The sequence below is a fragment of the Asticcacaulis solisilvae genome (assembly GCF_017875235.1).
Classification (GTDB): Bacteria; Pseudomonadota; Alphaproteobacteria; order Caulobacterales; family Caulobacteraceae; genus Asticcacaulis; species Asticcacaulis solisilvae_A.
In genome coordinates this window covers 57,144-68,957 of record NZ_JAGGMI010000020.1, presented here as the reverse complement: position 1 = coordinate 68,957, position 11,814 = coordinate 57,144, and the positions used below count along the sequence as shown (strand labels likewise).

Below are 11,814 nucleotides of genomic sequence, written 5' to 3'. Positions count from 1 at the left end.
TGAAGGTCGTAGGTTCAAATCCTGCTCCCGCAACCAAAAAACAAGCCCCACAAAAGGGGCTTTTTTTGTACCCAAAATCCAGAAAAGCAACACACTACCGCCAGGCCAAAGCTTAGGCGGCCGTTTGTGTGCCGCACCTGCCGTAGACCGGCCGCAATCCTGATGTTAGATTCTGGCTCTATGCGCAGGAGGCGGCATTGATCCTATTGTTCGGCAAACGCGTTGGGCCGGTTGCCGCCGCGCTTCTGCTGCTGACTGCCTGCAGCACGACGTCCGACTATTCGCCTGAGCCGTCATCTCGCCGTCCGGAACGCCCGAGTACCAACAGGCCGCAAGGTTCGGACGCTGCGTTCACCGAAACACTCTATATTTGCGGCGGTATCACTGTCAGCAACGCGCCGCCGGCGGACACGTCGCGCAAGGTGGAGAATTTCGATCCGATCATCCGAGTTGGCGGCGTGCCGCTGGCGGTCAACCCGGCGCCGCGATCGTGTCTGTCGTCGGGCTTCGGAACGCGCAATGAGCGGCTGCACAAGGGCGTGGACTATCATTACCCCAACGGCACCGCCGTCCTGGCTGCCGGCAGCGGGACCATCATGGAAATGACCTACCGTGGCGACTACGGCAATATGGTGGTGATCAACCACGGTGGCGGCGTCTATACACGCTATGCGCACTTGGCGGGCTTCGACTACAACATCGAGGCAGGTGAGGAGGTCGCCATGGGCCAGCAGATCGGCCTGATGGGCAATACATCGGACCACCCGATTCCCATTCACCTCCACTACGAAATCCTGACCGGCAATTACGATACGCCGAAAAAGTCGTTCGGTCTTACGCCGGTCAATCCGCTGTCGGCGATGATGCTTCAGTAAGTTTAAAGTGATATGGCGAAAAGTGTCAGCGGTTTTCGCTAAAAATATCGCGACAAAGCAAAAGCTTAGATCGGAATGGTGTTTCCATCTAAACCCATTTCGATCTAGAACTGGCGATTGACGGACAGCCAGATTGTGCGTGGTCTGAGCGGTGTGATCTGGCGTGAACTATTGACGCTGAACGGATTGCCGTACGCAAAGCTGTTGGTGTGTACATCGGTCAGATTGTTGATGCGCGCGCCGATGCGGACCTGTCCAAGGTCGAGAAAGCTCGACACATCGACCTGAGCATAGCCGTCCATATAGATATCGCGCAGCGGGCCGTAATTGAGCGGCGCCTTGCTGCGATAGGAGACGGTGGCGCTGTTCTGGATCTGCCAGTTCAGGACGTGCTGGGTCCAGTCGGCGCTGAGCGCAAAGTAGTGTTTGGCGATAAAGGGCAGGCCATTGTCCTTGTCGGCCAGGTAAAGCGGATTGGGCTTGCTCAGCTTCGGATCATTGACCAGGGCGGCGCCGTGCAGCACCAGGTCGGGCGTCACGCGCCAGTCGGCCTCGATCTCAAGCCCGGTATTGACGCCGTCGCCGATATTGACGGTGACGGGCAGACCGTTATTACGCCATTGGTCACTTTGGATATCGCGCCAGTGAATACGGTAGGCCGTCGCCGTGAGGCGAAGTTTCCGATCTGGCGTATTGAGCTTCATGCCGGCCTCAAGGCTGGTCAGTGCATCGCCGAGATAGGTCGACGGTTCCGCCGCCGTGCCCCGCGTCAGGGTGTTGAAACCGCCGGTCCGGAAACCGTCGGCGGTCTGGGCATAGAAGATCAGGCCTTCACGCGCTGCGTAGTTGACGACGAGGGTGTGAGCGAAGCGGCTGGCCGACGTTTCCTTGCGAACAATCGCGGAAGCGGCGTATCCGCTCAGGGCTACGTCTCGGATGACGCTGTAGGTTTCGCGCCGGCTGCCGGTCAGGCGCAAGCCCAGCGATGCCGTCCACTTGGGCGCCAGGTCGTAGATGACGTGGCCGAAGCCGGCAAGATCGTCGACCCGTTCGCGGCGAATCTCTTCATAAGCGTCGTTGATCCCGCCGGCATCGCTCAGGCGAGGATGAAAGCTTTCGTCGGCCCGCGCCAGGAACATGCCTATCAGCCAGCGCAGGCGTTGATTGGACGGAGACATCAGGCTGAATTCGCCGGTCGTCAGTTCCAGGGACTGGTCTTCGTTGTAAAGCAGGGCATCCGTATAGGAGGGCGGGGAGACGGCGGCTCCGGACATCAGCTGGGTGCGCACCGGTGCGGCGTCGTAGCCGGTGCTGATGTCGTGACGCAGATGGTTGATGAACAGCTTCAGCGTGCCCTTTTCCAGCCTGCCTTCGAGACCGGCCGACAGATTCAGGAAACGGTTGTCGTGCGGCTCGGCGACATCCAGTTGGCGTCGAAATGGCGTGGCGCCGTCGAGCACATACTGGCTGTTGTCGGTGCTGAGCGACTGGGCCGCCAGCGTGCTTTCGAACTGGAAACGGTCGTCGATCGCCCACGTCAGGGCGGCGCGGCCACCGACCCGGCGGGTGGCATTGGTGACCGCGCGGCCATCAACGACGTCATCGATGAAACCACCGCTTTCGTCCTGATAGGCTACGGCGCGCAAGGCCAGGCTGTCACGGATCAGGGGGAGGTTGGCCAGTGCCGTCGCGCGCCATGAGGTGTCGCCGCCGTCGGTAAACCCCAGCCCAGCGCCGACATCGGCTTCGAAACGGTCGAGGCGCGGCCGGTTGGTCACCACGCGCACCACGCCGGAAAGTGAGCCCTGGCCGTATAGGGCGCCTTGGGGGCCTTTCAGTACCTCGACGCGCGCCACGTCGACCAGCAGCAGGTCAGGATCGGGCGCATTATAGGTGAGGGGAGAATCGTCGAGATAAAGGCCGACGGTCGATTGCGTGCGGCCGGTCAATATCCCGTCGGACACGCCGCGCAGCATGATCTTGTTCCGGCCTGGCCCCAGATTGGTGATCGTCATGCCGGGCACGCGCGCCGCCAGCTTGGCCAGGTCGAAATCGTTCTGGATGACGGCGCCGCCTGAGACCACGCTGACGGCGCGCGGCAGCAGTTCGGCGCGCACGGGGCGCCGCGTAACGAGCACTTCTTCGGTGTCGAAAGCCTCGGCCGGCGACAGCTGGACGGGCGGGCGTGCTGGTGCGGGGCGCATGTCGAGGCGGAAAGTGCGTGCATCGATGCGCTTAACATCGCACTGGCTGGAGGCCAGCATGGCGCGCAAAGCCCGTTCAGGCGTCATGCGGCCGCGGATGGCGCGCGACAGCGGACCGCAACGGGCCGGATCGACGCCGCCGATCGACACGCCGGTTTTCAGGGCAAGCGCGACCAGAGCCTGGTTGACCGGCTGGGCAGGGATATCGATGACAATGGGACCGGGATCGGCGGCCCGGGCCGCGTCAGGCGCCGCCTGGGCGATCGCCAGCAGCGCGGCGAAGGACAATAGCCTTGTCCGTCGTTTTCGCGTCAAGCGGAAGAAACTGTTCCAGCCGCCCGACAACCGCACGCTCCGAATCCAGGGTTAGGATGGCCGTGAGCCTGAGCTTGCCGGCCTCTTCATCAACGACGATCGGCTTGTCGAAGTACCGGTTAAGGTCCTTGACGACAAGCGCAAGCGGTTGATCCCGATAGATAGCATGCGATGTGCGCCACGCAAAGGCCTGTTGCGGATCAGCATTTTTTAGCGAGCTGGTCAGGGCGCCGTTGCGATGAATGCCCTGCTGGCCGGCCTGGACTGTCAGGGGTTGGCTACCGGCGCCGGCGGGCTTGAGGCTGACCATGCCGGACTTGACGGTGACCTGGACGGCGTCGTCGTCGCGCAATACGTTGAATTCCGTGCCGATATCGGTGATGCGCAGATCTTCGGTGTCGAGCGCGAACGGCCGCCGGGCGTCGGCGGCAACTTCAACCGAGACTTCTCCGCGCGTCAGCGTGACTTCGCGGCGGGTACGGCCCATGGCGACCGAAACCTGGCTGTCGGTATTCAGCATCAGCTTTGTGCCGTCCGCCAGGGTAACGGCCCGGCGCTCGCCCTTGGCCGTGCTGTAGGTCTCCGTCGGAACCGGCTGCGTCATGTAGAGCGAGACGCCGACTACGGCGGCGAGGCCGGCGGCGACGGCGCCACCGACACCCCAACCCAGCAGGTTGCGGCGCTTCGGCGCGGGACGCATGTGAGAGGCCAGGTGGATGACATTGTCGACGGGAGCGGCCGTCTCGGCGGCATCACCGGCGTCAAGCCAAACTCCCAGTGCCCGGCGATAGGCATCGGCATGGGCGTCCGACGCCTCAAGCCACTCCGTCAAGGCGATAATATCCGCCTCACGGAAGCCGGTGTTCTGACTGCGCACCGCCCAAACGGCGGCCGCCAGCTCGATCACCGACGCATCTTCATGTTTTCCCGACATAATGCTCTGTTTCGCCTTTTCTGCAATGAAGACACCGCGAACGCCCGTAACCCGTACTTTTGTTATTCTGGAGCATTTCCCGCCGAAGTGGCCGCCGGTTCGGCTCAGGAAATGCGACAAAAACTTAAGTCCCTGTACCCGGCGGCCGCAATCGCGCCGTCAGGTGGCGGAGCGCTGTCGCCAGATGCTTTTCGATCGAGCTCAGCGACATCCCCATCTTCGTGGCCACCTCGGTCTGGGGCAGGCCGTCGAAGCGATGCAGGCGGAAAATGCTCTGCGTCTTTTCCGGCAGTTCGCCGAGTGCCGCCGTCAGTCTTTGCATCAATTGCCGGCCGTGGGCCTGGTCCTCCGCCGAGGGGCCATCATCCGCGGTTTCATCGCCGATCCGGTGGCCGCTGAGTTCCTGCCAGGCGGCGTCGCGTCCGCGGGAGTTTCTGAGCGCGCGCAGCTGATTGAGGTGGATATTGTGCGCCATGCGGAACAGAAAGGCCGCCGGATCCCCGATCTGGGTATCGTGCGTCATGCCCGACAGACGGATATAAAGATCCTGGACGATATCCTCGGCCATGGCCGGGTCGGCCGTCAGACGCGTGAAATAGCGCACGAGAAGCACGCGCTTCTCGAAGTAAGCTTCCAGCAACTGGGTCTGCGCGGCGGGTTTCACAATCGGTTTTCGTTCCCTGATAACGGCTTTGTCGCATCTGAAAGCCCGACTGGCAAGCGCCCGGGAAGGTCGGCGACAGAAAGATGATTTTTTCGCAATATTTTTTTTACGGGGTTTCGATGAGGGCGGTGTCATCTCATCGTAGGACGCGCGCGGCGGTGCGAGCCTGCATGAGCGCCGGGGAGGTCTGTTGACCGTCGGGACCCCGGCGCCCCTCTCTCAGAGGCCGGCGGACCTTGCGCATGATCCTGATATGTGCGCCAGTCCGCCGGTGTTGAGATTCCTCCATATAGATGAACAAATACTGGCCGTGGACAAGCCCCACGGCCTTTTGAGCGTGCCCGGTAAAGGGCCGGCGGGCGAGGACTGCCTGATCCGGCGCGTCCAGGCCGAATACGCCGACGCCCTGATCGTGCACCGGCTGGACATGGCGACGTCGGGCGTCATGGTGATGGCACGCGGGGCGGAGGCGCATCGCACCTTGTCCAAGGCCTTTGCCGATCGCCTGACCGACAAGGCTTATGTCGCCGTTGTGGCAGGGGAGATGGCAACTGATGCTGGCGAGATCGATCTGCCGCTGGTTACCGACTGGCCCAACCGTCCAAAACAGATCGTCGACCATAAGATCGGCAAGTCATCGCTGACGCGGTATCACGTTCTGGCGCGTGGCGAAGGGACGACGCGCGTGGCGCTGGAGCCTGTGACGGGGCGGTCGCATCAGTTGCGCGTCCATATGCTGGCCTTGGGGCATCCGATTGTGGGCGACGCGCTTTATGCCCCGGCGGAGATCGTGGCACTAAGCCCGCGCCTATTGTTGCATGCCGAACGACTTGAAGTGCCGCATCCGGTGACGGGGGAGCGGATGGCCTTCGTGTCACCGGCGCCATTCTGAATTGTGCGGTGAGCAAGGGGCCGCTAAGAACGCTTCATGACCAAGCCCAAGATTCTCCTGACCCGCCCGTGGCCCCAGGCCGCCGAACTGTGGATTTCCGAGCGTTACGATGTGACCGTCAACCGCTCGGGCCAGCCGCTCAGCCGCGACGAACTGAAGGCGGCAATGCGGGCCTATGACGGCCTGTGCCCGACCGTGACGGATAAGCTGGACGCTGAAATCCTGGGTCAGCCGGGCGCGCGGGTGAAGGTTATCGCTAATTTCGGCGTCGGCTTCGAACATATCGATCTTCAGGCGGCGAAGTCCGCCGGCATTGTGGTTGCCAATACACCCGACGTCCTGACCGATGCGACGGCCGATATTGCGTTGTTGCTGATGCTGATGACCAGCCGGCGCGGCGGCGAGGGCGAGCGCCAGGTGCGCGCGCACGGCTGGAAAGGGTGGGGCACGACCCACATGCTGGGCCAGTCACTTCAGGGCAAGACGCTGGGCCTGTTCGGCTTTGGCCGCATCGCCCAGGCCGTGGCGCGCCGCGCCAGTCTGGCCTTGTCCATGAAGATTGCCTATGCCAGCCGCAGCCGCGTGGCGCCGGACATCGAAGCCGAGCTGGGCGCGACCTATGTCGAAAGCCTCGATGAACTGGCGGCGCAGTCGGACGTGCTGTCGCTGCATTGCCCGGGCGGCGAAGCGACGCGGCATCTCGTCAATGCACGGCTGCTGGGACTGATGAAGCCGACGGCGATCCTGATCAATACGGCGCGCGGTTCGGTCGTCCACGAAGCCGAACTGGCGCAGGCCTTGAAGGACAATGTCATCTGGGCGGCGGGCCTCGACGTTTACGAAAAGGAGCCCGTGGTTCATCCCGACTTGCTGGGGCTCGACAACGCCGTCCTGCTGCCGCACCTCGGCAGCGCGACCATCGAGACGCGTAACGAAATGGGCATGCGCGCAGCGACCAATATCGACGCCTTCTTCCGCGGCGAAGAACCCCGTGACCGCATCGCTTGAGATTGTCGCGCCCGTGATCGCGGGCTGGCTGGAAACGGCTAAGCCCTTGATCGTCGGTATTTGCGGGGCGCAGGGCTCGGGCAAGTCGACCCTGTCGCGGCATCTGGCGGAGTATTTCGAGGACCGGGGCGTGCGCGTCGCTGTCCTGTCGCTCGATGATCTCTATCTGTCACGCGAAGCGCGCGGGCGATTGGCCGACAGCGTCAGCCCCATGTTCGCCACGCGTGGTGTGCCTGGCACGCACGACGTGACCTTAGGCGAGACGGTTCTCGATGCCCTGAAAGCCAGGCAGCCGGTGCATCTGCCGCGCTTTGACAAGGCCAGTGACCAACCCGCGCCGGAAAGCGAGTGGCCTTTAGCCGATGGCGCCGACCTGATCCTGTTCGAAGGCTGGTGCGTCGGCGCGACGCCGCAAGCCGATTACGAACTGCGCGAACCCGTCAACGATCTCGAAGCAAACCTGGATGCGCAGGGCATCTGGCGCCGCCACGTCAATGACGCGCTGAAGGGACCGTATCGCCGGCTGTTCGGCCGGATAGACCGGTTGATCCTGCTGGCGGCGCCGGATTTCGCTGTCGTCGCCGACTGGCGGACCCAGGCCGAGCACGAACTGCGTGACCGGTTGAAACGCGAGGGCACAACGGGCGCGCGCGTCATGAGCAACGGCGAAGTCGCGCGCTTTGTCCTGCATTATCAACGTCTGACGCAGGCGATCCTGCGCGAGATGCCGGGCAGTGCCGATCTGACATTAAGGCTCGACGCCTGGCGACGCGTCGTCAGCCAAGTGCCACCCGCCGGTTGATACCGATGGCGCCGAGGAAGGATTCGTCGTGGCTGACGACGATAAGTGCGCCATCATAGGCTTTCAGGCCGGCTTCGACCGCTTCGATCGAGGCGATATCGAGATGATTGGTCGGCTCATCCAGGCACAGCAGCCAAGGTGGTGTCGCGCCCAGCACGCAGGCCAGCCCGGCGCGCAGGCGCTGACCGCCGCTCAATGCGCCTACGGTTTGGAGTGCGGCATCGGCGCGGAACATGAATCGCGCCAACGCCGCCCGGCACCTGTTCTCGTCGCTGTCAGGATGCAGGCGGCGGAAATTATCGCGAATGGTTTGGTTCGGATCGAGAAGACTGACCTGCTGATCGAGCAGCGCCATTCGGTCGGTGACCTGAACAACGCCCTGTTGAGGCGGGAGTGCCCCGGTGATCACGCTAAGCAGGGTGGTCTTGCCCGAGCCGTTCGGGCCAGTGATGGCGATACGTTCGGGACCGGTGACTTGCAGATCGAAGTCGCGGATGACCGGCTTACCATAACCAGCCATGACGCCTTCGAGCTTCAGTATGGAGCGGCCCGACGGCAGGCCGGTCGGCGGCAAGGTGACGGCAAACGGCTCAAGAACCTCGATTTTTTGCCGCGCCGCCGCCAGGGCGTTATCGGCTTCGGTTCGCTGGCGTTCGGCCAGCCGGGCATTGCTGCCCGAAGTATTTTCGCTGCGGTTCTTCATCATCCCCAGCAGGATTTTCGGTGCGTCGCCCTTGGCGGCCTTGCGGCGTCCGGCGCTGTCCTTGCGCGCCTTGCGCTCGACCGTCGTTTGCGTGGTGCGGGCGATGCCGGCAGCACGGGTTTCGGCGTCTTCGAGGTCGTGGCGGGCGGCGGCCAGGGCTTCCGCCTTGCGGGCGCTGTAATGGCTCCAGTTGCCGCCATAGGATGTGGCACCAAGCGAGGTCAGTTCGACGATCGCGTCCATGGCCTCCAGCAGTTCGCGGTCGTGGCTGACGACGACCGCGCCCTTGCGCCAGCCGCTCAACAGGTCGCGCACGGCCTGGCGGCCCTGTCGGTCGAGATGGTTGGTCGGCTCGTCAAGCAGCAGGACATCGGGCGCGTTGAAGATCAGGGCGGCCAGGGCCGCACGCGTCTGTTGTCCGCCGGACAGCCGGTCAAGCGCCACGTCGGCGGCAATATTCAGGTCTAGACGCGCCAGGGCCTCGGCAAGACGGTCTTCGAGCGTCCAGTCGGCGTTGCCGAGATCGTCGGAGGTCGCTTCGCCGGCTTCGGCGCGGCGTAGAATCGCCAGGGCCTCAGTCACGCCGAACAGATCGGCCACCGTGGCGCCGGGGGCAGGGGACTGCCGCAATGTCCCCAGGGTTCCGGTCACGGTGATCGTGCCGCTCTGCACTGGCAGGTCGCCGTTGATCAGGCCGAGCAGGGTCGACTTGCCCGTGCCGTTACGGCCGATCAGGCCGGTCCGCGCGGCGTCGAAGGTGAGGTCAAGATGGGAGAACAGCGTGCGGCCGTCTCCGAGCGACCACGACAGGTCGCGAATAAGAATGGCAGGCATGGATGTATCCTGAAGAGATCAACAAAAGGGGCGTGTCTCTGTCGGGAAAATCACATGGTCCGCGTGGCTCCGGCTGGCTGGTGAGGCCTTTCATTTAGGCGCTGTTGCCTTGGACGGCAAGTCTGGTTCACATAACGCTGTTTATAGCTTCCTGATCTTTTGAAGTTTTCATTCGCATGGGAAGCCGATGGCGCCCTGGGCTAATGCTTTCGCAACAGCGATATTGCTGTTGTTGGTTTTCGGTGGGGCATTCGCCATGTTCGGTTTCAAGTTCAATGGCTTTGCCTGGGCGTTCACGCTGACGACGTCGGCCATGATGCCGGACCTGGTTGCGGAAACCGTCGAGTGACGCTTTTTGAGTTTGGGCAGCGCCTCCCGGCTGCCCCTTATGATCGGCGGCCTATCCCTACCGTGCGATCTCAAATTGGCCTCCCGGACGTCCATCCCGGGAGGCCGCTTTTTTGCAGAATCTTTAATTGTGCACCTGCGCACACCGGTTTAGAACAGCCCTCTCTTTCATTTGGAAAACAGGAGAGTCACCGATGTTGCGTACGGCAAAAGCCCATTGGGCTGGTAATGGAATGCAAGGCGAAGGCACGGTGACGACGCAGTCGGGCGTGCTCAATAACCAGCCCTATAGCTTCAAGCTGCGCTTTGAAAACGCCGACGGCAAGGCCGGCACGAATCCGGAAGAGCTGATCGCCGCCGCCCATTCGAGCTGCTTCTCGATGGCCCTGGCGTTCGCCCTGGCCAATGCCGGCTTCACCGCCGACAGCATCGACACGGATGCGCAAGTCACGCTGACGCCCGGCGACGGCGGCTTCTCGATCACTGCCATCGCCCTCAAGCTGACGGCCAAGATCCCGAACATCGACCAGGCGCAGTTCAGCCAGATCGCCGATGGCGCCAAGGCCAACTGTCCGATCTCCAAGGCCTTGTCGGCCGTGCCGATCACGCTGGAAGCGACGTTGGCCTAATTCTCAGTAAGGTCACAGCGGGCGGCTTTCAGCCGTCCGCTGTATAGCCTGAAATCCGATTTCGGATTGGGCTTTTCAAGACGCGATATGATTGCCAGTTCGCGCACATCCTCAAAACAGACATCGAGATTTATCGACCGCCGCGCCTGTACGATGATGAGCGCGGTTTGACCGGCTGCGTCCGAAGTCGGCCAGGTGTAGCGTTCGCGCTCCACCATGCCGATAACAGAGAGGTCGCGTAGGTGGAAGCTCAGTTCGCCTTGGGTGTTGTAGTCTGTCGTGGCGATAAAGGCCGCGCCGGAATGATGTTGGCGGACGGCATTGGCGACCTTTTCCCAGCCCTGGCTGAGGCCCGCCGCGCCGGGGAGCTTCACCACGCCGCTTAAAGACAGGACCATCAGGACGATGACCGTGATGGCAATCCCAAAGGGCGCGGTCCAGGACCGCAGGCGTGGCCAGTGCGTTTCGGCGGCATAGGCGGCCAGCAGCACCAGGCCCGGAAAAATCGGCGCCGGCCAATTGCCCTGGATGCGGTCGTGAAAGACATGCGTCAGCATGTAGACGATTAAGGGCAGGGGGAGGGCAATCAGCAGTGCCAGCCGCGCGTCGGAGCGGTCACGCCACCAGGCAACCGCGCCGATGGCGGCAAAGGCGCAGATCAGCGGATTGAGCAGCAGGGGCTGTGACAGCAGGAACTCAATGAGGTAGCTGAGGGTGAACTGCCCGGCCTCCATGCGGCCGAACTGCTTGCCCAAGGTGGCGAAGTCGTGCGTCGCGTTCCACGCTAGGTTCGGGGCCATGGCGATCAGGGCCGCGACACCGCCGAGATAGGGCCATGGCGTCAGTAGCCAACGCCGGGCATCGCGGTTGATGGCGACCCAGAGGGCGACGCCGACGCCTAAGAACAGGTTGGTGTATTTGGCTTCGACGCCCAAACCGGCAAATGCGCCGAAAACGAGCCACCAGTAGCCTTGGCCTGAAGCGATCAGTCGCGCCAGCGCCCACAGGCCTGCGCCCCACATCAGCACCGATGGCGGATCGGGCGTGGCGATGACCGAGCCGATGCTGAGCAGCAGGCAGGCATTGAGCCACAACAGCGTCCGGCGGGCGATAGTGTCGCTGAACAGCGCTCGCGCAGCATCGAACATCAGCCAGCTCAAGGCGAGAAAGCTAAGAACAAAGGGCAGGCGGACAGAAAACGGCGAGTGGCCGAAGATTGCGGTGCTGACGGTGATCCACCACGCCACCATCGGCGGGTGGTCGTAATAGCCGGCGGACGGGTGCTGCGCCCACAGCCAGTAATAGGCTTCGTCCGGAACCAGCCCGCTGACGCTGGCGGTTATCAGGCGCAGGACCGTCAAGCCGATCAGGATCGGCAGATAGGGAATGGCTTTGAGGCGCTGCAGGATTTCAGACACGGGCATCTTTGGCGGCTATGGCACGCCCCTCACCCTAACCCTCTCCCCGTAAACGGGGAGAGGGGACTTTAGATGCGCCTCGGTTTGTGAGGTCGCACAACCACTCCCTCTCCCCCTTGGGGGGAGAGGGCTGGGGTGAGGGGCAGCCGAATGGTCAGCAAGCTTTGAATGCGTTTTGGAAGCACGGC

At 62.9% G+C, this 11,814-nt stretch carries 11 protein-coding genes; 6 read left to right on the top strand and 5 right to left on the bottom strand.

Going from position 1 to position 11,814, the window contains the following annotated elements:
- Positions 1 to 197: 197 nt before the first annotated feature.
- A complete protein-coding gene (locus J2X24_RS21325) occupies positions 198 to 875 on the top strand; it encodes a M23 family metallopeptidase (RefSeq protein WP_209725948.1) in 678 nt (225 codons plus the stop codon).
- Between the two features lie 104 nt (positions 876 to 979).
- On the opposite strand, the gene J2X24_RS21320 is transcribed toward J2X24_RS21325, so the two are convergent.
- The 3 genes from J2X24_RS21320 to J2X24_RS21310 all read right to left on the bottom strand — a co-directional run bounded on the left by J2X24_RS21320 (position 980) and on the right by J2X24_RS21310 (position 4,992).
- The gene (locus J2X24_RS21320) at positions 980 to 3,367 is read right to left on the bottom strand and encodes a TonB-dependent receptor (protein WP_209725945.1); all 2,388 of its coding nucleotides are present in this window, start codon (positions 3,365 to 3,367) and stop codon (positions 980 to 982) included.
- Positions 3,324 to 4,328 carry a FecR family protein gene (locus tag J2X24_RS21315; RefSeq protein ID WP_209725943.1) on the bottom strand — a complete coding sequence of 335 codons (1,005 nt, stop codon included), beginning with the start codon at positions 4,326 to 4,328 and terminating at the stop codon, positions 3,324 to 3,326. Before J2X24_RS21315 ends, J2X24_RS21320 begins: the two co-directional genes overlap by 44 nt.
- A gap of 124 nt (positions 4,329 to 4,452) precedes the next feature.
- Entirely contained in the window at positions 4,453 to 4,992 is a 540-nt protein-coding gene (locus tag J2X24_RS21310) for an RNA polymerase sigma factor (RefSeq protein ID WP_209725942.1), read from the bottom strand.
- Between the two features lie 310 nt (positions 4,993 to 5,302).
- Between J2X24_RS21310 and J2X24_RS21305 the strand changes: the two genes are divergently transcribed.
- From J2X24_RS21305 to J2X24_RS21295, 3 genes are read left to right on the top strand one after another with little or no spacing between them, the layout of a single operon-like run.
- A complete protein-coding gene (locus J2X24_RS21305) occupies positions 5,303 to 5,884 on the top strand; it encodes an RluA family pseudouridine synthase (protein ID WP_342591103.1) in 582 nt (193 codons plus the stop codon).
- Positions 5,885 to 5,920: 36 nt separating this feature from the next.
- Positions 5,921 to 6,892: a 2-hydroxyacid dehydrogenase gene (locus J2X24_RS21300; RefSeq protein ID WP_209725937.1), complete on the top strand. Its 972-nt coding sequence runs from the start codon at positions 5,921 to 5,923 to the stop codon at positions 6,890 to 6,892.
- A complete protein-coding gene (locus J2X24_RS21295; RefSeq protein WP_209725935.1) occupies positions 6,876 to 7,694 on the top strand; it encodes a kinase in 819 nt (272 codons plus the stop codon). Before J2X24_RS21300 ends, J2X24_RS21295 begins: the two co-directional genes overlap by 17 nt.
- Here J2X24_RS21295 and J2X24_RS21290 read toward each other — a convergent pair.
- Entirely contained in the window at positions 7,669 to 9,231 is a 1,563-nt protein-coding gene (locus J2X24_RS21290) for an ABC-F family ATP-binding cassette domain-containing protein (protein WP_209725933.1), read from the bottom strand. The two genes, J2X24_RS21295 and J2X24_RS21290, sit on opposite strands and share 26 nt — an antisense overlap.
- A gap of 187 nt (positions 9,232 to 9,418) precedes the next feature.
- Here J2X24_RS21290 and J2X24_RS21285 point away from each other — a divergent pair, with 187 nt between their 5' ends.
- Complete coding sequence (locus J2X24_RS21285) at positions 9,419 to 9,580, top strand: hypothetical protein (RefSeq protein WP_209725931.1); 162 nt, start codon at positions 9,419 to 9,421, stop codon at positions 9,578 to 9,580.
- 193 nt (positions 9,581 to 9,773) lie between these two features.
- Positions 9,774 to 10,208: an OsmC family protein gene (locus tag J2X24_RS21280; RefSeq protein ID WP_209725929.1), complete on the top strand. Its 435-nt coding sequence runs from the start codon at positions 9,774 to 9,776 to the stop codon at positions 10,206 to 10,208.
- Here J2X24_RS21280 and J2X24_RS21275 read toward each other — a convergent pair.
- Positions 10,205 to 11,626, bottom strand: a complete 1,422-nt coding sequence (locus J2X24_RS21275) for an ArnT family glycosyltransferase (protein WP_310005210.1) — start codon at positions 11,624 to 11,626, stop codon at positions 10,205 to 10,207. The genes J2X24_RS21280 and J2X24_RS21275 overlap by 4 nt on opposite strands.
- Positions 11,627 to 11,814 lie beyond the last annotated feature (188 nt).

What these genes read in the sequence shown, in the direction of transcription:
- J2X24_RS21285 (WP_209725931.1), top strand. Translation starts at nt 9,419, where the DNA reads ATGGCGCCCTGGGCTAATGCTTTCGCAACAGCGATATTGCTGTTGTTG.
- J2X24_RS21315 (WP_209725943.1), bottom strand. Translation starts at nt 4,328, where the DNA reads ATGTCGGGAAAACATGAAGATGCGTCGGTGATCGAGCTGGCGGCCGCC.
- J2X24_RS21280 (WP_209725929.1), top strand. Translation starts at nt 9,774, where the DNA reads ATGTTGCGTACGGCAAAAGCCCATTGGGCTGGTAATGGAATGCAAGGC.
- J2X24_RS21290 (WP_209725933.1), bottom strand. Translation starts at nt 9,231, where the DNA reads ATGCCTGCCATTCTTATTCGCGACCTGTCGTGGTCGCTCGGAGACGGC.
- J2X24_RS21300 (WP_209725937.1), top strand. Translation starts at nt 5,921, where the DNA reads ATGACCAAGCCCAAGATTCTCCTGACCCGCCCGTGGCCCCAGGCCGCC.